Annotated in this window: 20 protein-coding genes and 1 riboswitch; of the genes, 15 read left to right on the top strand and 5 right to left on the bottom strand. The window is 72.0% G+C overall.

The window, feature by feature from the left end; all coding sequences use genetic code 11:
* The first annotated feature begins 103 nt into the window (after nt 1-103).
* The 5 genes from C8046_RS12030 to C8046_RS12010 all read left to right on the top strand — a co-directional run bounded on the left by C8046_RS12030 (nt 104) and on the right by C8046_RS12010 (nt 5,739).
* Nucleotides 104-1,945, top strand: coding sequence for a glycoside hydrolase family 15 protein (locus tag C8046_RS12030; protein WP_109229654.1), 1,842 nt, complete (start codon nt 104-106; stop codon nt 1,943-1,945).
* Entirely contained in the window at nt 1,942-3,396 is a 1,455-nt protein-coding gene (locus tag C8046_RS12025) for a glucose-6-phosphate dehydrogenase (protein ID WP_109229653.1), read from the top strand. Before C8046_RS12030 ends, C8046_RS12025 begins: the two co-directional genes overlap by 4 nt.
* Nucleotides 3,397-3,459: 63 nt before the next feature.
* Nucleotides 3,460-3,849, top strand: a complete 390-nt coding sequence (locus tag C8046_RS12020) for a DUF3592 domain-containing protein (RefSeq protein WP_109229652.1) — start codon at nt 3,460-3,462, stop codon at nt 3,847-3,849.
* Nucleotides 3,846-4,259 (top strand): hypothetical protein, encoded by a 414-nt coding sequence (locus tag C8046_RS12015; protein WP_109229651.1) that lies wholly within the window; start codon nt 3,846-3,848, stop codon nt 4,257-4,259. Before C8046_RS12020 ends, C8046_RS12015 begins: the two co-directional genes overlap by 4 nt.
* A 43-nt stretch (nt 4,260-4,302) precedes the next feature.
* Entirely contained in the window at nt 4,303-5,739 is a 1,437-nt protein-coding gene (locus C8046_RS12010) for a threonine/serine ThrE exporter family protein (protein ID WP_109229650.1), read from the top strand.
* A 48-nt stretch (nt 5,740-5,787) separates the two neighbouring features.
* Here C8046_RS12010 and C8046_RS12005 read toward each other — a convergent pair whose 3' ends face one another.
* Both C8046_RS12005 and C8046_RS12000 read right to left on the bottom strand, forming a co-directional pair.
* On the bottom strand, nt 5,788-6,261 hold the full coding sequence (locus tag C8046_RS12005; RefSeq protein ID WP_109229649.1) for a DUF3806 domain-containing protein: 474 nt from the start codon (nt 6,259-6,261) through the stop codon (nt 5,788-5,790).
* Between the two features lie 70 nt (nt 6,262-6,331).
* Nucleotides 6,332-7,324, bottom strand: coding sequence for a LacI family DNA-binding transcriptional regulator (locus tag C8046_RS12000; RefSeq protein WP_109229648.1), 993 nt, complete (start codon nt 7,322-7,324; stop codon nt 6,332-6,334).
* A gap of 253 nt (nt 7,325-7,577) precedes the next feature.
* Here C8046_RS12000 and C8046_RS11995 point away from each other — a divergent pair, with 253 nt between their 5' ends.
* From C8046_RS11995 to C8046_RS11985, 4 genes are read left to right on the top strand one after another with little or no spacing between them, the layout of a single operon-like run.
* Nucleotides 7,578-8,447, top strand: coding sequence for a carbohydrate ABC transporter permease (locus C8046_RS11995; protein WP_109229647.1), 870 nt, complete (start codon nt 7,578-7,580; stop codon nt 8,445-8,447).
* A gap of 3 nt (nt 8,448-8,450) precedes the next feature.
* Entirely contained in the window at nt 8,451-8,669 is a 219-nt protein-coding gene (locus C8046_RS18805) for a hypothetical protein (protein ID WP_199224462.1), read from the top strand.
* Nucleotides 8,666-9,250, top strand: a complete 585-nt coding sequence (locus C8046_RS11990; RefSeq protein WP_199224461.1) for a carbohydrate ABC transporter permease — start codon at nt 8,666-8,668, stop codon at nt 9,248-9,250. The genes C8046_RS18805 and C8046_RS11990 overlap by 4 nt, the downstream gene beginning before the upstream one ends.
* Before the next feature lie 46 nt (nt 9,251-9,296).
* Nucleotides 9,297-10,601 carry an ABC transporter substrate-binding protein gene (locus C8046_RS11985; protein ID WP_109229646.1) on the top strand — a complete coding sequence of 435 codons (1,305 nt, stop codon included), beginning with the start codon at nt 9,297-9,299 and terminating at the stop codon, nt 10,599-10,601.
* A gap of 166 nt (nt 10,602-10,767) precedes the next feature.
* Here C8046_RS11985 and C8046_RS11980 read toward each other — a convergent pair whose 3' ends face one another.
* A complete protein-coding gene (locus C8046_RS11980; RefSeq protein ID WP_109229645.1) occupies nt 10,768-12,312 on the bottom strand; it encodes an alpha-N-arabinofuranosidase in 1,545 nt (514 codons plus the stop codon).
* Nucleotides 12,313-12,401: 89 nt separating this feature from the next.
* Between C8046_RS11980 and C8046_RS11975 the strand changes: the two genes are divergently transcribed.
* From C8046_RS11975 to C8046_RS11965, 3 genes are all read left to right on the top strand, one after another.
* Nucleotides 12,402-15,446: a glycoside hydrolase family 2 TIM barrel-domain containing protein gene (locus tag C8046_RS11975; protein WP_109229644.1), complete on the top strand. Its 3,045-nt coding sequence runs from the start codon at nt 12,402-12,404 to the stop codon at nt 15,444-15,446.
* A 36-nt stretch (nt 15,447-15,482) separates the two neighbouring features.
* On the top strand, nt 15,483-16,661 hold the full coding sequence (uxuA, locus tag C8046_RS11970) for a mannonate dehydratase (RefSeq protein WP_109229643.1): 1,179 nt from the start codon (nt 15,483-15,485) through the stop codon (nt 16,659-16,661).
* A gap of 73 nt (nt 16,662-16,734) precedes the next feature.
* Nucleotides 16,735-17,259: a hypothetical protein gene (locus C8046_RS11965; protein ID WP_109229642.1), complete on the top strand. Its 525-nt coding sequence runs from the start codon at nt 16,735-16,737 to the stop codon at nt 17,257-17,259.
* A gap of 7 nt (nt 17,260-17,266) precedes the next feature.
* Here the strand turns inward: C8046_RS11965 and C8046_RS11960 are convergent, their stop codons facing one another.
* On the bottom strand, nt 17,267-18,271 hold the full coding sequence (locus C8046_RS11960; RefSeq protein WP_158277208.1) for a hypothetical protein: 1,005 nt from the start codon (nt 18,269-18,271) through the stop codon (nt 17,267-17,269).
* 274 nt (nt 18,272-18,545) lie between these two features.
* On the opposite strand from C8046_RS11960, the gene C8046_RS11955 reads away from it, so the two are divergent.
* Nucleotides 18,546-19,322, top strand: a complete 777-nt coding sequence (locus C8046_RS11955; RefSeq protein ID WP_158277207.1) for a DUF429 domain-containing protein — start codon at nt 18,546-18,548, stop codon at nt 19,320-19,322.
* Between the two features lie 185 nt (nt 19,323-19,507).
* Here the strand turns inward: C8046_RS11955 and C8046_RS11950 are convergent, their stop codons facing one another.
* Nucleotides 19,508-20,323 carry a hypothetical protein gene (locus C8046_RS11950; protein ID WP_109229639.1) on the bottom strand — a complete coding sequence of 272 codons (816 nt, stop codon included), beginning with the start codon at nt 20,321-20,323 and terminating at the stop codon, nt 19,508-19,510.
* Nucleotides 20,324-20,627: 304 nt separating this feature from the next.
* On the opposite strand from C8046_RS11950, the gene C8046_RS11945 reads away from it, so the two are divergent.
* Entirely contained in the window at nt 20,628-24,104 is a 3,477-nt protein-coding gene (locus C8046_RS11945; RefSeq protein ID WP_109229638.1) for an alpha-amylase family glycosyl hydrolase, read from the top strand.
* A 121-nt stretch (nt 24,105-24,225) separates the two neighbouring features.
* Nucleotides 24,226-24,340: riboswitch (SAM riboswitch) on the top strand.
* 41 nt (nt 24,341-24,381) lie between these two features.
* Nucleotides 24,382-25,344, top strand: coding sequence for a hypothetical protein (locus tag C8046_RS11940; RefSeq protein ID WP_146197149.1), 963 nt, complete (start codon nt 24,382-24,384; stop codon nt 25,342-25,344).
* Nucleotides 25,345-25,348: the final 4 nt, after the last annotated feature.

The raw sequence follows: 25,348 nt of genomic DNA, 5'->3' as shown, positions 1-25,348 counted from the left end.
CGGTCCAACATTCATCTGGATGAACCTGTTCCCGCCGCCCCCGAGCGCCCCGCCGACGAACACGCCGCTTTCCTGGGCGGCTCAGGCGTGATTGCCTGGAGAGATGACCTCCTCCATCGGCGACTACGCCCTGCTGGCCGACCTCCGCACCGGACCCCTGGTCTCCTCCGACGGCAGCATCGACTGGCTGTGCCTGCCCCGGTTCGACTCGGACGCGGTCTTCTCGGCGATCCTCGGCACGCCCGACGACGGCCGCTGGCGCCTCGCGCCGGTCGACGGCGTGCTCGAGCACCGCGAGTACGAGCAGGACACGTTCGTGCTGCGCAGCACCTGGAGCACGCCCACCGGACGCGCCGAGATCATCGAGTTCATGCCCGTCGGGACCGACCGCGCCGACCTCGTGCGCATCGCGCGGTGCACCGAGGGCGAGGTGCGGATCGAGCACGACCTGCGGCTGCGCCCCGAGTACGGCGCCTCCAGCCCGTGGGTGCGGAGGGTCACGGACGACGGCGAGGACGGCGACGGCTACCTCCTCGCGATCGCGGGCCCCGACGCCTACGTGCTGCGCGGCCCGGCGCTCACGCCCGACAACCACCACCACGCGGGCGACATCCCGCTGGCCGCCGGCGAGGAGGCCGTCTGGGACCTGGCGTGGGCCCGGTCCTACAGCAGCGTGCCTGAGCCGCTCGACGTCGAGGAGGCGCTGGCCACCACGCGCGCCTACTGGCGGGACTGGTCAGCCCAGGTCGAGGTCTCCGGGCCGTGGGCCGACGCCGTCCGCCGCAGCCTGCTCGTGCTGCGCGCCCTGACCCACACCGACACGGGCGGGATCGTCGCGGCCCCCACGACGTCGCTCCCCGAGGACCCGGGTGGCGTGCGCAACTGGGACTACCGCTTCGTGTGGCTGCGGGACTCGGCCCTCGCGCTCGAGGCCCTGCTCGCGCACGGCCGGACCGAGGTCGCGCTGCACTGGCGCGACTGGCTGCTGCGCGCCGTCGCCGGAGATCCGCAGGACCTGCAGATCATGTACGGCATCGCGGGTGAGCGGCAGCTGCCCGAGCGCGAGCTCGACCACCTGGTCGGGCACCTGGACTCGCGCCCGGTGCGGGTCGGGAACGGCGCCGTCGACCAGTTCCAGGCCGACGTCGTCGGCGAGGTGATGATCGCGCTGGCTCAGCTGCGCGACGCCGGCGTCCCCGAGGACGACTTCTCCTGGCCGCTCCAGCGCGCGATGGTCGACTTCGCCGTCGAGCGGCTGCCCGAGATGGACCAGGGCCTGTGGGAGATGCGCGGCGACCCGCACTTCTTCACGCACTCGCGCGTGATGATCTGGGCCGCCCTGGACCGCGGGGTGCGCGCGTGCTCCGAGCACGGGCTGGACGCGCCCGTCGAGGAGTGGACCCGCGTGCGCGACGAGCTGCGCGAGGAGATCCTCGAGCGCGGCGTCAGCTCCGAGACCGGCGGCTTCACGCAGACCTACGACAACACCGAGGTCGACGCGTCGCTCCTCCAGATCCCGCAGACCGGCTTCCTGCCCTACGACGACCCGCGCATGCTCGCGACGGTGGAGCAGATGGAGCGCGACCTGCTGCACGACGGCCTGCTGCTGCGCTACCGCACCGACGGGACCGACGGCCTCGAGGGCCACGAGCACCCGTTCCTCATCTGCTGCTTCTGGCTGGTGGAGCAGTACGCGCACAGCGGCCGCATGGACGACGCGCGCAGCCTCATGGACCACCTCGTCGGTCTGAGCACCGACCTCGGGCTGCTGGCCGAGGAGTTCGACACCGTGGACGACCGTCAGATGGGCAACTTCCCGCAGGCGTTCTCCCACCTCGGACTCATCCGCGCCGCCGACGCCATCGAGGCGGCCGAGGCCGCCCTGGCGGCGGGTGCCGAGGCGTCCGACGCCGGCCCGCTCGCCGACCGGACCCCGAGCGCATGAGCGACCTCCCCGCCACGCTCGTCGTCCTCGGCGCCTCGGGCGACCTCACCCGGCGCCTCCTCCTGCCCGGCATCGGCTCGCTGCTCGCGCAGGAGCCCGACCGCGACGTGCGGGTGGTCGGCGCCGACCGCGTCGAGGTCGAGGCGTCGACCTTCGACGCGGTGCTGCGCGAGGCGCTGGCGGAGGGGGGCGCCGCGGACGAGGTGATCGACCGCGTGGCCGCGTCGTCGTCGTACCGCTGCCTCGACGCCACGGACTCCGCGCAGCTGCAGGAGCTGCTGGCGCTCGCGTCCGGGGTCGAGGACGACGGCGGGGCTCGCGACGGCGGGGCGCGCGACGGCGACGGCGCCCGCCGCGTCGTGCTCTACTTCGCGCTGCCCCCGGCCGTCACCGCCCGCGTGTGCGAGGCGCTGCAGCCGCTGGACCTGCCCGCCGAGCTGCACCTGGCGATGGAGAAGCCGTTCGGCGAGGACGAGGCCGGGGCCCGCGCGCTCAACGCGCTGGTGGAACGCCTCGTACCCGAGGACCGGGTGCACCGGGTGGACCACTTCCTCGGGATGTCCACGGTGCTGGACATCATCGCGCTGCGGTTCGCCAACCGGATGTTCCAGGCGGTGTGGAGCGCGGAGCACATCGAGAGCATCGAGATCGCCTACGACGAGGCCCTCGCGCTCGAGGGTCGCGCCGGCTACTACGACCACGCCGGCGCGCTGCGCGACATGATCCAGTCCCACCTGCTGCAGGTGATGGCGCTGGTGACCATGGAACCGCCGTCGTCGATCACCGAGCGCGACCTGCGGGACGCGAAGGCGGCGGTGCTGCGCGCGACGCGGCTGTGGGGCGGCGACGCCCGGACCGCCAGCCGTCGCGCCCGCTACACGGCCGGCGTCACCGACGACCGACGCGTGCCGTCCTACGTCGACGAGGACGGCGTCGACCCGTCGCGCGAGACCGAGACGCTCGCTCAGATCACGGTCGAGGTCGCGACCTCGCGGTGGGCCGGCGTGCCGATCACGCTGCGGTCGGGCAAGGCGCTCGGAACGACGCACAAGCACGTCGTGATCACGTTCGCCGACGTCCGCCACCTGCCCTCCGGCCTCACGGGGACCGACCCGAAGGACCGGCTGGTCATCGGGCTCAACCCGGACACGATGGAGCTGCGCATCACCACGAACGCGGCCGACGACTCGCTCGCGCTCACCCAGAGCGTGCTGCGGGCCGACATGCGGCACGCGACGCTGCGGCCCTACGGCGAGGTGCTCGCGGGGATCCTGGACGGCAACGGCATGCTCACGGTGCGCGGCGACGCGGCCGAGGAGTGCTGGCGGCTGTGCGACGAGGTGCTCGCCGCGTGGGCCGACGGTGAGGTGCCGCTGGAGGACTACCCCGCCGGGTCTGACGTGCCTGAGAGCTGGGGGCCGGCGCTGCCGCCGGGGGACGACGCCGCGTGACGACGACGGCGCTCGGCTCTCGGCGCCGGGCGGTACCGGTGCACGCTTGGTAGCGTCGAGAAGATGGAACCGGGACACGTGCTGCTCATCATCGCCGGCTCCCTCCTGGCGCTCGGCGTGATCTTCTGGCTCGTCGGCTTCGCCGCCGGACGGGGTCGGCGGCGCGGCTGGGCGCGGACGATGGGCTGGTGGATCCGTGGCCGGGCGCTCCTGGGCCACTCCTGGCAGGTGGAGTACGTCGCGGACGACGGTCAGGTCCGCCAGATCATGCCGTGGATGAACGCCACCTCGTTCTCCCCCAGCGGTCCCGTCCCGATCACCTACGACCCGCATCGGCCCGAGCGCGCCGTGATCGACACCTTCTACCACCGCGGCGGCGTGTTCCTGGTGGTGGGAGGCGTGGTCGCGGGGATGGCCGTGGTGCTCCTGGTGGTCAGCCTGGTGGTGCTGTGAGAGGGGCCCGACCGCTCCTGGCTCCGCTGCTGCTCGCCCCGCTGGTGCTCGCCGGGTGCACGGGTGGGACCGACGACGGCGGGTCGGCTCCGAGCACGTCGACGGACGAGATCGTCGAGCGCCACGAGCAGGACGGCTTCACGTCCCTGGACGGGACCGTCCTGGCACGGTGGGAGCACGGCGTGTGCACGAGCGGTGTCAGCCCGACGTGCGCCGACGTCGAGGTCGTCACGACCACCGGCTGCGACGAGCTGACGATCGCGGTCGAGTTCCTCCAGGAGGGCAGTGTCGCCGACACCGTCGAGCTGGCGTTCGACGCCGTGGGGCCGGACGAGGTGCTGATCCAGACGGCGATGACCCGCCTCTCCGACGTGTCGGCGGTCGAGGTCAGCGAGCCGAGCTGCGACTAGGCGGGGTGTCCGTGGGGCGTCGGGAACGACCTAGGGTCGAGAGGTGAGTCTGCCCCGCATCGCCCGCCGCCTGGCCGCCCACACGGCCGGCAAGCCGCCGGTCACCCCGACCGGTCGGCGCTCCGACCCGACCACGCGGGACCCGCGCACCGTGCGCGACGCGCTCGAGCTCGCCGCCCGGCTGGGCGAGGCGATGCTGTCCCTCGGCGCGTCCGCCTCCGACGTCTTCGGCACGATGCGCGACGTCTGCCGGTCCTTCGACCTGCGCTGCCAGATCGACCTCACCTTCACCTCGATCCTCATCGAGCACGAGTCCACCGGTACCAACGTGCTGCGCGTGGTGCACGAGCAGGCCACCGACTACGGGCGCATGTCCCGCGTCGTCGACCTCGCGCGCGACGTCGCCTCCGCGCCGCCCCTGCGCGAGGCACCCGTCGAGGAGTGGGAGCGGGCGACGCGCGAGCGGCTCGAGGAGGCGCACGGCGCCCTGGACCGCATCGTCACGGCGCCCCACCCCTACCGCCGGCTGGTCGTCACGGCCGCGATGGCGCTGCTCGCGGCGAGCGTCGGCGTGCTGCTCGGCGGCGGCCTGATCGTCGCCGCGGTCGCCGCCGTCACGACAGGACTGATCGACACGGTGCTGCGACTCCTGGCGCGGTGGCAGCTGCCGCCCTTCTTCCTGCAGATCGCCGGGGCCGCGGTGGCGACCGGCGTCGCCGTCGCCCTCCTGACCCTCATCCCGGGGCTGCCGGTCGAGTTCACGACGCTGCCGCCGTCGCTCGTCGTGGCCTCCAGCATCGTCGCGCTGCTCGCCGGGATGTCGATGGTCGGCGCCGCGGACGACGCGATCAACGGGTTCCCGATCACGGCTGGCGGCCGGCTGTTCGAGGTCGTGCTGCTGACGCTGGGCATCGTGATCGGCATCGGTGGTGTGCTCGACCTGGCGCGGCGCAGCGGCGTCAACCTCGTGCTGCTCGACCTGCCGCCCAACCCGTGGCCGCTGGTGGTGCTCGTGCTGGCCGCGTCCGCGACCTCCGCCGCGTGGGCCACCGCGTCCTACAGCCGGGGCCGCGCCGCCGTCGTGGCCGCGGTGGCCGGCGGCCTGACCTACCTGGTCTTCGACCTCCTGACCCGGGCCGGGCTGGGCGCGCCGATCGCGAGCGCGGGTGCCGCCGTCGCGCTCGGTCTCGCGGCCGACGCGTCGGCGCGCAAGCTGCGCGTGCCCGCCCTGGTGACGACGGTCTGCGGCATCGTGCCGCTCCTGCCGGGCCTGACCATCTACCGCGGGATGCTCGCGATCGTCTCCGACGAGGAGACCGCCCAGGGTGTGTCGATGCTGCTGGAGGCCGGGATGATCGGCCTCGGGCTGGCGGCCGGGGTCACGCTGGGTGAGGTCGTGGCGCAGCGTCTGCGCGGGCTGCAGCCGCGCCATCCGCGACGTCGGCAACGGCACCCGGTCTCGGCGCGGTCCGAGACCTGAGGGCTGAGGGCTGAGAGCCGAGAGCTGGGGGCCGGCGCCGTTCGACCCTCAGGACTGCGCCAGCAGCCCCCGCACGTGGTCCGTCGCGGTGACGAACAGCGTCCGCACGTCGACCGGCTCCCCCGCCTCGACCCGCTTGGCGATCATCGTCAGCGGGTAGGCGACGATCTCACCACCCAGGTGGAGTCCCAGCGTCGCGCCCCACTGGTCGGTCACCAGGCGCCACGGGACGCCGAGGTCGCGCGCCATCGCGTCGCCCAGCACCGCGCCGAGCGCCTGCAGCTTCCACGTCTCGTCCGCGCGGATCCCGTCGGCGAGCAGCGCGTCGATCACCGACAGCGCCGTCGGCACGTGGGCGAGGTCGAGCGGCGGGTCGTTGCCGGCGACGCACGAGGCGACCCACTCCCGCATCCGGGTGAGGTTCTCGGTCCAGTCGGCGTCGAGCGGCTCGACGACAAGCGCCGGGGTGGCCGGATCGACCTGGGTCGAGGTGACCGTGTCCTGCTTCTTCCTGCCCCACATGGCGCTCCCCCGACGTCGTGCGAACGTGGTCGGGGTCAGGCTAACGAGTCGGGTCCGGCGAGCAGCGGTCTCAGCGCACGACGAGCTCGTGCGGCACGGTGATCCGGCCGTCCGTCGGGATCTCGTTCGTCCCCGCGAGCACGTCGAGGATGAGCGAGCAGGCCTTCGAGACCCCCGAGTCGACGGTCGTCAGCGGCGGGACCGTGAAACGGCTCTCGTCGATGTTGTCGTAGCCGACGAGCATGACGTCGTCCGGCACCGCGATCCCGTGCATCCCGAGCGTGTGGAGGGCGCCGAAGGCGAGCGTGTCGGTGAAGCAGAAGACGCCGTCGAACGGGACCCCGCGGGCGATCAGCCGCTCGATGGCCTGCGACCCCTCGGCGCGGTTGTAGCGCTCGACCTCGATCAGGAGGTCCGGGTCGAGCTCGACCCCCGCCGTCGCCAGCGCGCGGCGGTAGCCCTCGAAGCGACGGACGGCGGTGTCGGCGACGTGCGTCTGGAGGCCGATCGCGGCGATGCGACGGCGACCCGACTCGAGCAGGTAGCGCGTCGCGTGCTCGGCAGCGGCGGCGTTGTCGGGACCGACGTGGCAGACGGTGTCGGAGGCGAGCGTCTCGCCGTGCTCGCCGATGAGCACGAGCGGGACGGTGCTGCGACGGCTGCGGACGTCGTCGGGCGTGACGGCGAGGGGGCTGAAGACGAGCCCGTCCAGGGCGGGCAGGCTCGTGCCGTCGAGCATGTCCAGCTCCACCGCGCGGTCGCCCTTGCTCTGGGTGACGAGCACGGTGAGACGACGGACCTGGGCCGCGTCGACGAGCTCGGAGGCGAACTCGGCGAAGTACGGCTCCTGGAGGTTGGGCACGCAGAGTCCGAGGAGCCCGCTGGAGCCGCTCCGCAGCTGCCGCGCGGCGAGGTTGGGCCGGTAGCCGAGCTCGTCGATCGCCGCGAGCACCTGGGCCCGGACGTTCTCACCGACCCAGCCGGTGCCGTTCACGACGTTCGACACGGTCTTCGTGCTCACGCCCACCTTCTGGGCGATGTCGACGAGTCTGACGCGCGCCATCCGACCTCCGTAGCTCCGACCCACCGACGGGCCGCTTCGCCGCGCCCTGACCCTCAGTGTAGGAGGCTCGACGGGCCGCGAACGGCGCAATGACGCGGCGACCCGACTCGCGGCGGCCGTCCCGAGCGGCTGTGCTACGCTCCCAGAACACGTTCAGTTCAACGTCGAACTACGGTCCGGCCACCACCGGCGGATCCGAGATTCGACCCTGTCGCCGTGCTTCGTAGTTCAACGTTGCACTGGAGGGCTTGGCATGAAGACATTCGGTGGGCGGTGGACGCCCTACCTCTACGTCGCACCCGTCGTGCTCATCGCGGGCGGACTCCTCTACTACTCGATCGGCTTCGCCCTCTACGCGAGCACGACCGACTGGAACGGGCTGACCCGGATGGAGTTCGTCGGCCTCGACAACTACGTCCAGATGTTCCAGGACCGCACCTTCTACATCGCGCTGCGGAACACCGCGGTCTTCATGGTGATCACCGTGGTGCTGCAGGCGGTCCTCGGCCTGCTGGTCGCCGTCATCGCGAAGGAGCGGATCCCGGGGAGCAACGTCTTCAAGGCCGTGTTCTTCCTGCCGATCGCGATGGCACCGGCGATCATCGCCACGGTCTTCAAGTTCATCTTCGAGGCGAACTACGGCTCCCTCAACGAGACGCTGCGCAGCCTCGGGATCCTCGGCGAGGGAGACATCGTCCAGTGGCTCGGGGCCGATCTGGGCATCGTGTCGATCGCGATCATCGGGATCTTCTCGTGGATGGGCTTCTCGATGATGGTCTACTACGCCGGCCTGATGTCGATCCCGGAGGAGCTCTACGAGGCGGCGGAGATCGACGGCGCCGGCTGGTGGCGTCGCCTCGTCGCGATCTCGATCCCATCCCTCAGCGGCACCACGAACGTCCTGATCCTGCTCGGGATCGTCGGCTCGCTGAAGACCTTCGACACGGTCTGGCTGACGACGATGGGTGGGCCGGGCGTCTCGACGCACGTCCTGAGCACGTTCCTCTACCAGGAGCGCCAGGGCCGCGAGGCCGGTTACTCCTCGGCGATCGGCGTGATCATCCTCGCGCTCGCCTTCGCCCTCGCCCTCGCGCAGATGCGCGTCTCGAACCGGGAGAAGTGAGTCATGCGGAAGAAGCGTCTCCTCGCGTGGACCGCGATGTACGCCGCCATCGGCATCCTCGTCGCGATGTGGATGTACCCGATCGTCGTCGCCATCGTGAAGTCCTTCGACGTCGGCGGCTGGGGCAACTACTCGGCCGTGCTGAACCACGACAACTTCGACTACTGGGCCGCCATCGGCAACAGCTTCCTCCTCGCCGGGGGACGACGGTCATCATCGTGATCATCGCCAGCGTGGCTGCCTTCGCGTTCTCGAAGATGCAGTTCCGCGGCCGCACGGTCCTGTACCGCGTGCTGCTGATCTGCCTCGCGGTGCCCGTGGCCTCGGTGGTGACCCCGCTCTTCGCGACCATCAACACCATCGGCCTGCGCGGCACCTACATCGGCGTGATCCTGCCGCTGGTCGCGTTCAACGTCGTGGTGATGCTGCTGCTCATGCGCAACCACTTCGACGGCATCCCGCACGAGCTGGTGGAGGCGGCGACGCTCGACGGCAGCTCGATGTTCGGCATCTTCTGGCGGATCTTCCTGCCGCTCAGCGGGGCCGCGCTGGCGACGATCGCCGTCCTGTCGTTCGTGTACTCGTGGAACGAGTACCTGCTGCCGAACCTGCTCATCTCCGACCCGGGCATGTACCCGGTCACCCAGGCGATCTCGCTCCTGCAGTTCGAGCGCATGAGCCAGGAGCAGATCGGTCAGCTGTACGCCGGCCTGATCCTCATGACGATCCCCTCGGTGATCGTCTACCTCTTCAGCCAGCGGTACCTCCAGGCGGGCATCACCGCCGGTGCCGTCAAGAGCTGACCCCACCCCTCATCCCGACACACCTGTCATCGATCAAGGAGGATTCATGAACCCCGTCCGCTCCCGGCGCCTGCGCGCCACCAGCATCACCGCCACCGCCCTCACGGCCGCCCTCGTCCTCGCCGGCTGCGGCGGCGGCTCGGGGGACGACGTCGCCGAGGACGGCTCCGTCACCCTCACCTTCCGCACCTGGATCCCCTCCGCCGAGCAGTGGAACCCGATCGTCGAGGCGTTCGAGGCCGAGAACCCCGACATCAGGATCGACTTCCAGGGCGCCGACGGCGCGAGCAACTACCTGGGCGAGCTCGACAACCTGATCCTGGCCGGTGAGGTGCCCGACATCTACGGCATCCAGGTCGGTTCGGCCTTCGACGACTACGCCGAGTACGCGCTGCCGACCGACGACTTCGCCGCGGACTGGATCGACCAGGTCAAGCCGGAGCTGCTCGAGTCGACCACGACGTCGGACGGCACGGTCGCCGCGCTGCCGATCCTCACCGCGGGCTCGGAGTTCTTCCTCTACAACGAGACCCTGATCGACGAGCTGGGCCTCGAGCTGCCGACCGACCTCGACAGCGTCCTGGCCTTCAGCGAGGCGGCGCGCGCCGCCGGCTACACGCCGTTCGCGATGGGGGCCGCCGACGCGTGGCACGCCTCGGACCTCTTCGTCTGGCTGACCACCCAGTACGGCGACGGCGAGGACGTCTACGCCGCCGCCGCCGGCGACCTCGACTGGGACTCCGAGAACCTCGTGGCTGCCGCCACCACGTGGCAGAGCCTGTTCAGCGACGGCGTGTTCCAGGACGGCGCGACGTCGACCGTCACCTACCCGGCCGCCCGCGACGACTACTTCATGGCCCGCCGCGCCCTGGCGATGCCGACCGGCTCGTGGCACGTGAGCGCCACGCTGGCGGACAACACGGAGACGCCGGGCAGCGCCGTCGAGAACGACGTGCTCGGCATGCTGCCGATGCCCACCCTCGGCGAGAACGAGGCGTCGGCGACGACGGGCGTCGACTACGCGATCGCGCTGAGCGGCGAGCTCGAGGGCGCCAAGCTCGAGGCGGCCGCGACGTTCGCCGAGTTCATGGCCGTCGGCGAGGGCCAGCAGATCTGGGTCGACATGATGCAGGGCTTCCCCGCCGCGTCCGACGTGACGGTCGAGCTCGCGGACGACGAGTCGGAGACGGCAAAGGCGAGCGTCGCCGCCGTCACCGACGCGATCCAGGGCGCCAGCCACGCGCGCAAGCTGACGTCGGAGAACGGCGGCCTCGAGACCGACCTCGGCATCGTGCTGCAGAACATCGCCAACGGCGCCGACCCCGCCTCCGAGCTGGCGACGCTGAACTGATCGCCGTGCGGGCGCCACGCCCGCGGGACCAGCCCCGGATCCGCGCTGCGGGTCCGGGGCTCCTGCGTTCCCGGCACCCCACCCCCGCCCGAGCACGACGAAGCCCCGCCGGCCGAGGGCCGGCGGGGCTTCGGACGACGTCAGCGACGTCGTCGTGCGCCCGGGATCAGCTCGCCGCGGGGGCGACCCCCGCGGGGGCGACCGCCGCCGTCGTCAGCCGCACCATGCTCCAGGACACGGCCGGGAGCTCGACCCGCAGGCGCCCGTCCTCGACCACCGCGGACGCGTTCGGCGCGGGAAGCACCGAGGTCGGGTCCTCCGCCGTCGCGCGCCAGTGGTGGTCCGCCGACGCGTACGTCACGGCCTCGACCACGCTCGCGCCGCCGAACGCGCGCGCGTCGAGCGTCACGGTGGTGGCGTCGGAGAGCGAGCGGTTGATCACGAACAGCACGACGTCGCCGGTCGTGGCGTCGTGCGTGGCGACGGCGTCGACCAGGTCGGCGCGGCCGTAGCGCGCCGTGTCGTAGGTGTCGGAGGTGATCGCCACCCGCAGCACCTCGCCGCGCGCGTGCGCCGACGTCAGGGCGAACGGGTGGAAGATCGTCTGCCGCCACGCCGGGCCGTCGGGCTCGGTCATGATCGGCGCGATCGTGTTCACCAGCTGCGCGAGGCTGGCCGAGTGGACACGATCCGTGTTGCGCAGCAGCGCGATGAGCAGCCCGCCCACCACGACGGCGTCGGCCACCGTGTAGACGTCCTCCTCCATCCGCGGGGCGTGCGGCCAGGCCCCGCCGGTGACCACGCTCGGGTCCTCCTCCTCGTGGTACCAGACGTTCCACTCGTCGAAGGAGAGGTTGATCCGCTTGCGCGACTTGCGTGCCGCGCCGACCGCGTCGGCCGTCGCGACCACGGACTCCACGAAGTAGTCGAGGTCCAGCGCGCTCGCCAGGAACGAGCCGAGGTCGTTCTCCTCGCGGTAGTAGGCGTGCGCGGAGATGAGGTCGATCTCGTCATAGGCCTCCTCCAGCACCTCGCGCTCCCAGACCCCGAAGGTCGGCATGTTCGAGGACGACGAGCCGCACGCGACGAGCGTCAGGTCAGCCTGGGCGCGGCGCATGGCCCGCGCGGTCTCGGACGCGAGGCGGCCGTACTCCCGCGCCGTCTTGTGGCCGATCTGCCAGAGCCCGTCCATCTCGTTGCCCAGGCACCAGAACGTGATGCCGTACGGGTCCTCGACGCCGTGGCTGCGGCGCAGGTCGGCCAGGGCCGTGGCCTCGGTGCCGTTGGCGTACTCCAGGATGTCGAGCGACTCCTGCAGCCCGCGCGTGCCGAGGTTGACGGCCATCATCGGCTCGATCTCGGCCTTGCGCGCCCACGCCATGAACTCGTTCAGGCCGAAGGCGTTGGTCTCGAGCGAGTGCCACGCGAGGTCCTGGCGCACCGGACGCTCGGAGACCGGTCCGACGCCGTCCTCCCAGCGGTACCCGGAGACGAAGTTGCCGCCCGGGTAGCGCACGGTGGAGATGCCCAGCTCGCGCACCAGCTCGAGGACGTCGCCGCGGAAGCCCTCCTCGGTCGCGGTCGGGTGTCCGGGCTCGTAGATGCCGCTGTAGACGGCGCGGCCCCACTGCTCCACGAAGCTCCCGAAGGTGCCGCGGCGGACCGGACCCACGGTGAACGCGGGCTCGATGGTGATGTGTGCGGAAGGCAAGGAACGGGTCCTCTCTGACCTGGCTAGTTCAACGTCGGACTATGAGTGTCTTGCTAGGGTACAACGTTGAACGCACTCGAGGAGGAGACATGGCCACCACCGTCACGCACGAGACCGTCAGCCCGCCCCTGGGGGTTGTCGCCCCCCGCTTCCGCCCCCCGACCGGGGCGTCCTCCGCGTCGTCGCGGTCGCTCGACGGCGAGTGGCGGTTCCGCCTCTTCCCGCACCCGGACACCGGGGTGACGCGCGACGACGCCGGTGCCGACTGGGACGTCCTCGCCGTCCCGGGCCACTGGCAGCTCGCCGAGGCCCCGACGGCCTGGCCCTACGGCACCCCGGCCTACACGAACAAGCTGTTCCCGTTCCCGGTCGAGCCGCCGTTCGTCCCCGACGACAACCCCACCGGCGAGTACCGCCTGACGTTCACGCTCCCGGAGGACTGGCCCGCCGACGGCGCGACCCTGCTCCGCTTCGAGGGCGTGGACTCGTGGTTCGAGGTCGCGCTCAACGGCGAGTCGATCGCCCACTCCCACGGCTCCCGGCTGCCCACCGAGGTCGACATCACCGCGCGCGTGCAGCCCGGCGAGAACCTCCTGGCGGTGCGCGTGACGAAGTGGTCGGCCCTGTCCTACGTCGAGGACCAGGACCAGTGGTGGCTCTCGGGCATCTTCCGCTCGGTCTCCCTCGAGCACCGGCCGGTCGACGGGCTCGACCACGTCGCCGTCGTCGCGGACTACGACCACACGACCGGGACGGGCAGCCTCGCCGTCACCGCCGAGTCGCTGCTGGGTGGGCGCATCGACCCCGCGGCGGTCCGCGTGCGGATCGCCGAGCTCGGTGTCGACGCCGACGCGTCCACCGCCGTGGAGGTCGCCGTCGAGCCGTGGAGCGCCGAGACGCCGCGCCTGTACGCCGTCGAGGTCACCACCGCCGGCGAGACCGTGCGCCTGGACGTCGGCTTCCGCCGGATCACGATCGAGGACGCCGTGTTCCTCGTCAACGGTCGGCCGGTCAAGCTCCGCGGCGTGAACCGGCACGAGTTCGACCCGCTGCGCGGCCGCTCCGTGACGCCCGAGCGGATGCTCGAGGACGTGCTGCTGATGAAGAAGCACCACGTCAACGCCGTCCGCACGAGCCACTCCCCGCCGCACCCGCACTTCCTCGACCTGTGCGACCGGTACGGCCTCTACGTCATCGACGAGAACGACCTCGAGACCCACGGGTTCGAGAACGTCGGCAACGTCGGGCTCCCGATGAAGGCGACCACCGAGGACGGCGCCTCCTTCGAGACGTTCACCTGGGACGGCAACCCGATGGACGACCCCGCGTGGACGGACGTCCTCGTGGACCGCGTCACCCGCATGGTCAAGCGCGACGGACACCACGCGAGCATCGTGATGTGGTCGCTCGGGAACGAGGCCGGCCGCGGCATCAACATCGCCGCGATGGCCGACCGCGTCCGCGAGCTCGACCCGACCCGCCCCGTGCACTACGAGGGCGACTACTCCAGCGACGAGGTCGACGTCTACTCGCGGATGTACGCCACGAGCCAGGAGACCGAGCTCATCGGCCGCGGCGTCGAGGCGCCGCTCGCCCGCGCGGACCTCGACGCCCGCCGTCGCCGGATGCCGTTCCTGCAGTGCGAGTACGCGCACGCCATGGGCAACGGCCCGGGCGGGCTGAGCGACTACGACGCGCTGTTCGACCGCTACCCGCGCCTCATGGGTGGCTTCATCTGGGAGTGGATCGACCACGGCCTGCTGCGCACGGACGAGCAGGGCCGCGAGTTCCACGCGTACGGCGGCGACTTCGGCGAGCGGTTCCACGACGGGACCTTCATCGCCGACGGACTCGTCCTGCCCGACCGCACCCCCGCGCCGTCGCTGATCGAGACCGCGGCGGTGTTCACGCCCGTGCGGCTCGACCCGACCGACGACGGCGCCGCGCTGCTGGTCCGCAACCGGTACTCCTTCCGCGACACCTCGCACCTGGCGTTCACGTGGACGGCGCACCGGGGCGAGGAGACGCTGGCCGCCGGCGAGATCGACCTCCACCTGGAGCCCGGGGCGTCCGCGCGCGTGGCCCCGCCGTCGGACCTCGCGGTGCCGCACGACGGCGACGCGCCCGTCTGGTGGACCCTCGCCGCCGTGCAGCGCGAGGCCCGCGGCCTCGAGCGCGAGTGGCTCGCGGACGGCGACGCCATCGCGAGCGGCCAGGTGCTCCTCGCCGCCCCCGCCGCGCTCGCTCCCGCCACGGGACGTGCGACGGCGGAGGCGGACGGCGCGCTCGTCGCCGGCGGTGCGCGGTTCGACCGTCGCGGATCGCTGACGCAGCTGCTCGGCCTCGGCGTGGAGGAGCTCCGCGTCGACGCGTGGCGCGCCCCGACCGACAACGACCGGCGCTCGGGGATGTGGACCGGCCCCTCGGACGAGGAGCGGTGGCGCAGCGTCGGCCTCCACCTCCTGGCGGAGCGGAAGGTCCGGGCCGCGGTGCGCGACGAGGCCGTGAGCGTCGAGGCGCGGACGGCTGGCCCGACCACGGGTGCTGGCTTCCGCACCGCCTACACGTGGCGGCCGGTCGCGGACGGGAGCGACGCCGTCGACCTCCACGTGACCATCGACCCCGAGGGGCGCTGGCCCGAGAGCGTGGCGCGGCTCGGCCTGCTGCTGGTGCTCGACGTCGACGTGCCCGACGACGCCCGCGTCGCCTGGCACGGGTTCGGCCCCGAGGAGTCCTACGCGGACTCCGGCCGCGCGGCCCGCGGCGGCGCGTGGGAGCGGACGCTCGGCGAGCTGCAGACGCGCTACACGCACCCGCAGGAGAACGGCGCCCGTCGCGGTGTGACCCGCGCCGAGATCGCGCTGCCCGACGGGCCGCTGGTGATCGAGGTCGGCGAGGTCCGGCGAGGCCGCGAGCCGCAGCTGGGGATCGAGCTGTCGGCCCGGCCGTGGTCCGACCTCGCGCTGGAGGAGGCCGCGCACCCGCACGAGCTCGCCCGGGACGGGAAGCTCTGGCTGCACCTCGACGTCGCCCAGCACGGCGTCGGCAGCGCGGCCTGCGGGCCGGGCGTCCTCCCGAACGCCCAGCTGCACGCGGCGCCGGTGTCGATGCACCTGCGGTTCTCGCGCGGCTGATCCCACCACCACCGATCGCTGACGAGGGAGACGACTGTGGAGCACACCTGGCGCTGGTTCGGGCCGGAGGATCCGGTGACGTTGGCGGAGATCCGTCAGACGGGGGCGACGGGGATCGTGCATGCGATGCACGAGATCCCCAACGACCGGCCCTGGCCGTTGGAGGCGGTCCTGGAGCGCAAGGCGCTGATCGAGGAGGCCGGGCTGACGTGGTCGGTGGTGGAGTCGATCCCGGTCACGGAGTCGATCAAGCGCGGCGACGCGGGTAGGGACGAGGCTGTCGCGACGTGGATCGCGTCGTTGCGGGCGGTGGCCGCGGCCGGGATCGAGGTGGTCTGCTACAACTTCATGCCGGTCCTGGACTGGACCCGGACCGATCTTCGTCACCGCCTTCCCAGCGGGGCGTGGGCGTTGCGGTTCGACCAGGACGCGTTCGCGGCGTTCGAGCTGTTCATCCTGCAGCGGCCCGGGGCGGTGCGGGAGTATGACGACCTCGAGCAGGAGCAGGCGCGGCAGGTCTACGACGCGCTCGGTGATGCCGGGCGCGCCGAGCTGGTCGAGACGGTGATCGCGGGGCTGCCGGGGTCGGAGGAGCATCACACCCTGGAGACCCTGCGGGCGGCGATCGCGGCCTACGACACCGTGTCCGAGGCTGACCTGCGGGCCAACCTCGCGGCCTTCCTCCAGGCGGTGGTGCCGGTCGCGCAGGAGCTGGGGGTGCGGTTGGCGATCCATCCCGACGACCCGCCCCGACCGCTGCTGGGTCTTCCCCGGGTGGTCTCCACCGCCTCCGATGCTCGTGAGGTGCTCGCGGCGGCGCCGTCGGTCGCGAACGGGTTGACGTTCTGCACGGGCTCCTACGGGGTGCGGGCCGAGAACGACCTGGTCGCGATGGCGGGGGAGTTCGCTGAGCGGATCTACTTCGCCCACCTGCGCTCCACGGTGCGCGAGGACGATCCGCGCAGCTTCCACGAGGGCAATCACATCGCGGGTGATGTCGACATGGTCGGGGTCATCACCGCGCTGGTGAAGGAGGAGCGTCGGCGGGCGGCCCTGCCGCAGGGTGGTCCCCGGATCCCGATGCGTCCCGACCACGGCCACCAGATGCTCGACGACCAGCACCGCACCACCAACCCCGGCTACCCCCTCATCGGACGCCTGGTCGGCCTCGCCGAGCTCCGCGGCATCGAAACCGCCGTCACCGCCCTGATCTAGCAGCCGCCGCGGGGGTCCGGGAGTCGTCGATTCTGCGCTCCCCGGCCCCCGGTCGAGTTCGTAGCGTGGAGGGATGCTCCGCTCCACACCGTCCCGCCACGCCCAGCCCGCCCTCGTCGCCCTCGCCGCGACCTCCGCCGTCGCCCTCAGCGCGTGCAGCGCCTTCGCCGCGCCGCAGACGCTCGGCGACACGGTCGACCTCGACGGCGAGGCCCCCGCCGTCGCCCTCACCGTGACGGCGGCGACCGCCCACGACGCCGCCGAGCTCGGGCTGGCCGGCCTGCTCGGCACCGACCTCGACGGCGTGCCCTGGCTCGTGGACTACCGGGTCGACCTGGAGCCCGGCGCCCGCGAGGGGCTCTCGTTCGAGGACGCGCCGGCGCTGAACGCGGACGCCTGGGAGGGACGCACGTCGTCGACCCTGACGCTCGCGGCCGCCTCCGTCGGGGGCTGGAGCGCCGCGGACTGCCCCGGCGTCGTCGACGACCCGGCGGCGGACGCCCTGGTGAGCTGCCACGTGTTCGTCGTGCCCGAGGGTCAGACGCTGGACTCCGTGTCGGTGGAGGGCGCAGGGACCTGGGACCTCTCCGCCGGCTGAGGCGCCTTCACGACGTCCGCGTGACCGTCACCGCACCCCTGTCGTCCACCGCGACCGTGCCGCGCAGGACGAGGTAGGCGCGAGCGTCGGCGGGCTCACCGGGCACGCACGACGGAGAGGCGTCGCCCTCGCAGCTCAGCGTGCCCTCGACCTCGAGGATCGGGAGCGCCTGGAAGTGCCAGCCGTCCTCGTGGACGGACATCCCGAGGTCCGGGTCCCACCCCTCCCGCGTGCTCGTGACGTCGAGCCAGTCCGCGGGGACGCTCTCCTCCCCGCACACCGGCCCGGCGTAGCCGGAGGCGAGGCACTCCTCGACCCAGCCCGTCACCTGCGCGGTCACGGTGTCGACGATCTCGGCGGCGGGCGCCGGGTCGAGCTCGGTCCGGCCTGTCGTCGGGATCGTCACCTCGACCGGCGCCGCCTCCGCGACGCGGAACGGGTCGCGGTAGATCACGTCGTACGTGCCCGGGAGGGCCTCGGCCAGGAGGACGCGGCCGTCGACGACGCCGCACCCGCCGCTGACCCAGACCTCGCCGGGGCCGTTCGCCACGATCTGCGTCGGCGACGGCACGAGGTCGGAGTCGCCGTCGAGCCGCCACCCGTCCGAGTCGCGCGACAGCGTCAGCTGCGCCGTCGCCCGCTCGCCGTCCTCGCCCCGGGCGTAGGAGACGGAGGCACTCGCGGCCGGGCCGTCGTCGTCGGCGTTGACCCGGACGTCCGTGATCTCCGCGTCGGTCGGGCGCGCGGCCACCGTCGAGTAGACCGCGCTGGTCAGCAGGTCCGGGCACTCGCCCTGTCCCCGCCCCGCGATCAGGGCGACGGCCGTCTCGGCGTCGCCCTCCTCGAGCGCCGCGAGGTAGGAGGCGACCGTGCCACGCACCTGGCGCGCGTCGTCGTTCAGGTACGAGATCACGAGCCACGTCGCGACGGCGAGCACCAGCGCGCCCACCACGATCCATCCCTCGCGACGCCTCGTCGGACGGGCGGCCGACCCCTCGTTCTCGCTGCTCACCGGCGTGCTCCCTCGTTCTCGCTGCTCACCGGCGTGCTCCCTCGTGTCGTCGGGGCCTGGCGGCCCTCGCCGAGCCTGCCTCTGTTCGCGTAGTGGATCAAGGGGAGAGGTCCCCACGGCAGGTCGGGCGGTCGAGGCGGGCGGTTGGTCCGGCCGGTCGACTGGTGCGTCCGGCGCGGATCCGCCGCACGACTGGCGCGTCCGGCGCGGATCGGCGGCCCGAACCGCGCCGAACGCGCCACTCGCGTCGGCGTCGTCGTGCGACGCTCGTCCCGTGAGAGACACGGAGTCCGGCGCCCGCTACCTCGGCCTCGACCTCGCGTGGTCCGCGCGGAACGCGAGCGGGATCGCCGTCGTCGACGCCACGGGCCGCCTCATCGACTCGGCGACCGTGATCTCGGACGACGACGTCGCGGCCTGGCTCTCCCCGCACCTGGCGGACCTCGCGGTGGTCGCCGTCGACGCCCCGCTCGTCGTCCCCAACGCCACCGGCTCCCGGCCCGTCGAGCGCGAGCTCACCCGCGCCTACCGTTCCGCCGACGCCGGCACCTATCCGTCGAACCGCACCAATCCTCTGTTCGACCCGCCCCGGGGCGAGACCCTCGCGACCCGGTTCGGCTGGCGCATCGGTACCGCCCGCCCCTCCCTCGACACCTCGGCCGCCGTCGTGCCCGCTGCCTGCATCGAGGTCTACCCGCACCCGGCGATGGTCGGACTCTTCGGGCTCGACCGCGTCATTCCCTACAAGCCGCGGTCGACGCGCACGATCGAGGACCGCCGCGTCTCGCTCGGCGTCCTGATGGCGCACCTGGAGGCCCTCGAGCCGCTCGCCCTGGCCGGGCACCCGCGGTGGCGGGCGCACCGCGCGACGCTCGCGACGGCGTCGCGCCCCGTCGACCTCAAGCGCCTCGAGGACGAGCTCGACGGCATCTTCTGCGCCCACCTCGCCTGGCTCTGGGGCACCGGGTCGACGGCGCTGCGGGTGTGGGGCGACGACGTCGACGGGTTCATCGTCGCGCCCGACCGGGCTGACACCCCCGACCGGTCCTGAGCCCGGCTACGACTGATCCGGCGGCGTCCAGCCCACGCGGCCCGCCCGCACTCCCCCACCCCACACCGCTGCTGCGCTGGTTGCGGTTGACGACCCGCCATCCGCAACCACCGCAGCACCGGTGTGGTCAGAGGGGGCGGGCCAGGGGGCCGATCCCGCGGCGACGGCGACGGCGGAGGCCCCCCTCAGGCCGCCTCGCCGTTCTGCGTCGCGAGCGCCACGTCGATCATCGCCATCAGCGCCGGGACGACGTCGAGCGAACCCGTCTGGCTGGTGAACCCCACCACGACCCACTCCTCGTCCCGCCACAGGTCGAACTCGGTCTTGTCCGGCCGGAGCTCGCCCACGCGCGCGGCGAGGCGGTGCCAGCCCGTCGCCCGTCCGGCCCAGAGCGGGTCGAGCTGCAGCGCGGCCCACACGAGGTGGTGGGTCTCCTGGGGGTCCTTCGTCGTGACCCGGGACGTGCGCACCCCCAGGCTCACCTGCTGCCCCTGCACCCGTCCGGTCACCAGGTCCGCGTGCATCACGTCGGTGGGAGAGCCGGCCGACCGCACCGCGGGCGGGACGAGCGCGGCGTCGGCCACGGGGCGGAACCCGAGCCCGTTCGCCTCCGCGAACAGGGCCACCCGGGTGTGTCGACGCCACCGGTTCCGGCGGGAGACGACCGCGCCGATGACTCCGAGCGCCCCGGGGACCACGAAGATCCCGGCCGTCAGCACCAGGCCTGCGAACGCGGTGTCCCCCTCGCCCCGGACGAGGTACACGAGCGTGACGATGAGCGGGATCCCGGCGAACAACCCGCCGACGAACAGCCCCATCGTGAGCGGCTTCGGCGCGTTCCGGTCGACGGCGGCCAGCTGGTCGGGGCCGTAGGCGCCGAGCGTGGCGTGCTCGCGGACCCGCGCGACGTCGGTGGAGCTGGGTGTGGCGGTGAGAGCGTCGTAGCGCAGGGTCTCCAGCAAGGGGCGGTCGAGGTCGTCGGTGCTCGGGGCGTCGTGCACGGGGGTCCTTCCGTCGGCGCGCTCCACGCTAGGCGAGATGGTCTGCCCGCGCCGTCCGACGGCACGCCTCGCAAGTTGTTGCAGTACTTTGCAGATCGAGCTCCGCGATTCTCTTCGCCTGCCCTCAAGGAAAAGTTCAGATCGGCGCAGGGAAACGCTTGCCAGCCCCTTGTGCCACGTCGTCGGGTCGCCCTAGTCTGAAACCGCTTGCGCAAGCATTGCCGCTTGCTTGCTACCCACCCCTCTCCTCGGCTGACCTCGAGGCGTCCGGGTGCGTGGCGCCGTCATCGCCAAAGGAGAAACGATGAGACGTGCTGGACCCAGACGTGGGATCGGGGCGCTCGTCGCCCTCGTCCTGACCGCGAGCGGACTGTCGGTGATGGCCACCGCCACCGCCGATCCGAACGCCCCGACCAGCGACGGCGTCAACGCCGTCGACATCACCCCCGAGGACGACGGCGGGGTCTTCCCCGCCTCCGCCGCCGTCACCGCCGCCGCCGAGGCGGTCTCGGCCGCCCGGGCCGACTGCATCCCCAACCCCTACGGCGAGCGCGAGCTCTTCCTCCGGGGCGGGATGAACAGCTGGGGGACCTCGCCGTCCTACCGCTTCGTGTACAACTGCGACCGCTTCGAGCTGCTCTTCGACGCGAGCGGTCGCCTCGACTTCAAGGTCGCCGACGCCGGCTGGACCGCCTCCTCGGACTTCGGACGCCCCGGCGGCGCCGGACAGCCCGCCACGGGGACCCCCTTCACCCTCGCCGCGGGCGGCGGCAACCTCAACTACACGTTCACGGGCAAGCACCTCGCGACGCTCGACGTGTCGCAGTCCGCGACCGCCCCGACGCTGCGCCTGGACACGTGCACCACGAGCCCGTGGGGCGACGTCGAGATCGACCTCCTCGGCGACCTCGGCGGCCAGGCCGCCAGCGAGCCGTTCGTCTGGGCCTGCAACGCCTACTACCAGAACCTCGACGTCGAGGGCACCTACTCCTTCAAGGTCGGCAACGCCGCCACGCCCGAGACCACCTTCGGCGCCGGCAGCGACGTCACCGTCGTGCAGCCCGACCAGCCCTTCGCGCTGACGTCCGCCGCGCAGGACGCCTCGATCGCGGACCTCACGTTCGCCTTCGCCGGCGAGCACACCGCCAAGGTCGACTTCACGGCCGAGGGCACGCCCCAGCTGACGATCAGGGACAGGTCCTTCGTCAACCCCGGCGTGCCCGTCATCGTGACGAACGCGATCGCCAAGAGCGTCTCGTTCGACTCGCGCGACGAGGCCGACAAGGCGCCGTTCGGCGCCGTCACGGAGGGCTCGGCCATCGACTTCTCGCTCGAGGCGCTGCCCGGCGTCACGAGCGCGACGCTCGTCGTCGAGAAGCGCCTGTTCGAGGGCAACGCCGACGTGCTCGACTACGTCGACGCGGAGCGGGTCCCGCTCGTTCGCAGCGCGGCCGGCGACGGCCTGGAGCGCTGGAGCGGCAGCCACACCTTCGACCCGATCGCGGTCTACGGCTACTACTTCGAGCTCGAGATCGCCGGACGCGACTACGTCTACATGAACAACGACAGCGCCGTGTACTGGACTGCCGAGCGCGGCACCTTCGGCGAGGGCGTCATCTCCTACGTCCCGAGCAGCGCCGACCAGATCCGCCGCTACCGCCAGACCGTCTACGCCGAGGACTTCACCGTCCCGGAGTGGGCCAAGGACGGCGTCTACTACTACATGTTCCCGGAGCGGTTCCGCGACGGCGACAGCTCGAACAACCCCGCCCCCGGCACGGACACCTACCTCGGTGGACCGGTCGAGGTCCACGAGAACTGGAACGACCGTCCGTCCATCCCCGGCAGCGGTGACGGCTTCGACGGCACCTGGAACAACGACTTCTTCGGCGGCGACCTCGCGGGCGTGACCGAGAAGCTCGACTACATGGAGGAGCTCGGCGTCACGATCCTCTACATGACGCCGATCATGGAGGCCGGCTCGAACCACAAGTACGACACGGCCGACTACCTCCAGGTCGACAACGGCTTCGGCACGAACGAGGACTTCGAGCTGCTGACCCAGCAGGCCGAGGAGCGCGGGATCCGCGTCGTCGTGGACGCCTCGTTCAACCACAGCGGCGCCGACAGCCGGTACTTCGACCGCTACGGACGCTACGACGACCTCGGTGCGTTCGAGGGCGGCACCGTGCAGCCCGAGTCCCCGTGGGCCGACCTGTACGAGTTCGACGGCCAGTCCTACGCGGGCTGGGGCGGCGCCTCGATGCCTGAGCTCGCCGAGTCCGAGGCGTGGAAGAACATCGCCTTCCGCAACGACGACTCCATCACCACCACGTGGCTCGACCGCGGCGCCTCCGGGTGGCGCATGGACGTCGCCCCATGGGTGAGCGACGACTTCTGGCGCGAGTGGCGCACGAACCTCAAGGCCGACGACCCCGACGCCCTCGCGGTCGCGGAGACCTGGTTCGACTCCTCGAAGTTCTTCCTCGGTGACACCTTCGACACCACGATGAACTACATCTTCCGCAACTCCGTCATCGACTACGCCAACGGTGGTGACGCGCAGGAGGTCTACCAGAACATCGAGCTCATGCGGGAGTCCTACCCCGAGGAGTCCTTCTACGCGCTGATGAACCTGCTCTCGACGCACGACGCCGCGCGCGCCCTGCACGAGTTCGGCTACACCAGCACCACGTCGTCCGCGACGACGATCGAGCAGGCCAAGCAGCGTCTGCGCCTCGCCGTGTTCTTCCAGATGACCTTCCCGGGCACCCCGGCGGTCTACTACGGCGACGAGGTCGGCGTCACGGGCGGCGAGGACCCGCAGAACCGTCGCACCTACCCGTGGGCCGACGAGGGCGGCAGCCCGGACGAGTCGCTGCTGGCGGACTATCAGGAGCTCATCGCGATGCGGCACGACAACGACGTGCTCCGTCGTGGCAGCATCGACGCCCCGATCTACCTCGACGAGGACCTCATCGTCCTCGCCCGGGAGCACGAGGGTGTCCTGGCCGTGACCGCGTACAACAACGGCACGACCGACCGCGAGGTGACGGTCGAGATCCCCGAGCAGTTCGCGGACCTCACCTTCACCGACGCCCTCACGGGCGAGGTCACGACGGCGGGCGGCGCCAGCCTCACGATCAGCGCTCCCGCCGTGTTCGGCACCGCGCTCATCAGCGAGGCGCTGCCGGCGTTCGTCGACGTGCCGAAGGGGACGATGTTCTTCGACGACATCCAGTGGCTCTTCACGAACGGCATCTCGACGGGGTGGGAGAACGCCGACGGCACCCGCGAGTTCCGTCCGCTCACCCCGATCGCCCGTGACGCCATGGCAGCGTTCCTCTACCGCCAGGCCGGTTCGCCGGAGTGGACGGCCCCCGAGGTCTCGCCGTTCAGCGACGTCGCCCCCTCCGACCAGTTCTACGAGGAGATCTCATGGCTGTCGGAGAAGGGCATCTCCACCGGGTGGGACAACGGCGACGGGACGGCCTCGTTCCGCCCCCTCGAGCCCATCGGGCGTGATGCCATGGCGGCCTTCCTCTACCGGATGGCCGAGGAGCCCGAGTTCGCCGCCCCGGCGACCTCCCCGTTCACGGACGTGACTCCGCAGACGCAGTTCTACAAGGAGATCACCTGGCTCGTGCACGAGGAGATCGCCACCGGCTGGCAGGGCAACGACGGGACGGCGATCTACCAGCCCGTCGCGCCCATCAACCGTGACGCGATGGCCGCGTTCCTGCACCGCTACGACGACGCCGGGTTCTCCGACATCGGCTGAGCGGGGCTGAGCCTCAGCACCACCTGAACGACCCGCACCACCCGCACGAACGACGCCGCCCCCGGTGGGTCCACGGACTCGCCGGGGGCGGCGTCGTCGCCGTCGTGGCAGACTCGATCCCGGTCACGAGGCCCAGCGACAAGCCCTCCGGCTTGCTGGCCAGCAACCGCGTCACGCGACACGGTGCTCCCGGAGGAAGACCCGCCCGCCGCAGCCCGCGGCGGGAAGACGCGTCCCGCCGTCGTGATCGACGGCGTCAGCCTGAGGAGCCTCCTCCATGTCTCGTCGTCCCCGGATCGCCATGGCCCACGCCGACCACCCCGACAACGCGAGCCTCGAGGTGGTGCTGCCCCACGCGGTCCTCGCCACCCTCGGTCACGACTGGGACCGCGTGCCCTGGGCCTTCGAGATGCCGATGCTGGAAGCGCCCGAGTGGGGGCTCGTGCTCGCCGCCACGCGGTTGCTCGACGGCGAGGCTCCCCTGCGCGACACGGCCGAGGTCCGGCACTGGCTCGACTGGCTGCGGGCGAAGGACGTCGTGCTCGACCACGAGCCCGGCGTCGGCTTCCGCTACGTGGCGCGCCGGGACGTCGACGTCGGGATCGTGCGACGTCGCGACCCCGAGCCGGGCCCGTGCGTCCGCGTGATCGGGCTGACCTCCGGCACCGGCGGCTGCCTCACGCACGGCCTCGCGCACGGCCGACCGCCCGGGCAGCTCGTGGGGTGCCGGCTCGTCCCGGCGGTGGTGTGCGACCTGTGCTGGCGGGTGGCCCACGTGCAGCTCCCCCCGCGCTCCTTCATGCCGTACGCCTACTCCGAGGCGTGTCTGCGGTGCCGGACGGCGTGGGACCTCCTCCCGGAGTGGGTGACCCGGCCGAGGCCAGGGTTTGGTCGGCGGCTCAGGCCGGGGGTCGATGCGGTATCTCGCGAGACCTTGCTGCCGCTGATGGCCCTCGGTCACGACGGCGAGCGGACCGCCGTGCCCTGGGCGCCCGCCCTCGTGCGCACGGTGCGCGACGGCGAGCTCGTCGACGTCGACACGACCGCGGGCCGCGAGCCCGAGGAGGTCGTCGTGTGGTCGACGTGGGCCGAGCGGTACCCGACGTCGATCGAGACGTCGGCGCACGCCGTCGTCGCGCTGGCGCGGCGCCTCGTGCCGGACGGGATGCCGCTGGAGGTCGACGCCCGGACGGTGGTCGGTCAGGTGCGGTTCGAGCTCGACGACGAGGGTCTGGCGTGAGGCG

The sequence above is a fragment of the Serinibacter arcticus genome, from assembly GCF_003121705.1.
Taxonomy (GTDB): domain Bacteria; phylum Actinomycetota; class Actinomycetes; order Actinomycetales; family Beutenbergiaceae; genus Litorihabitans.
The sequence above is the reverse complement of the archived record's forward strand: the minus strand, read 5'-3'. Positions and strand labels throughout refer to the sequence as shown.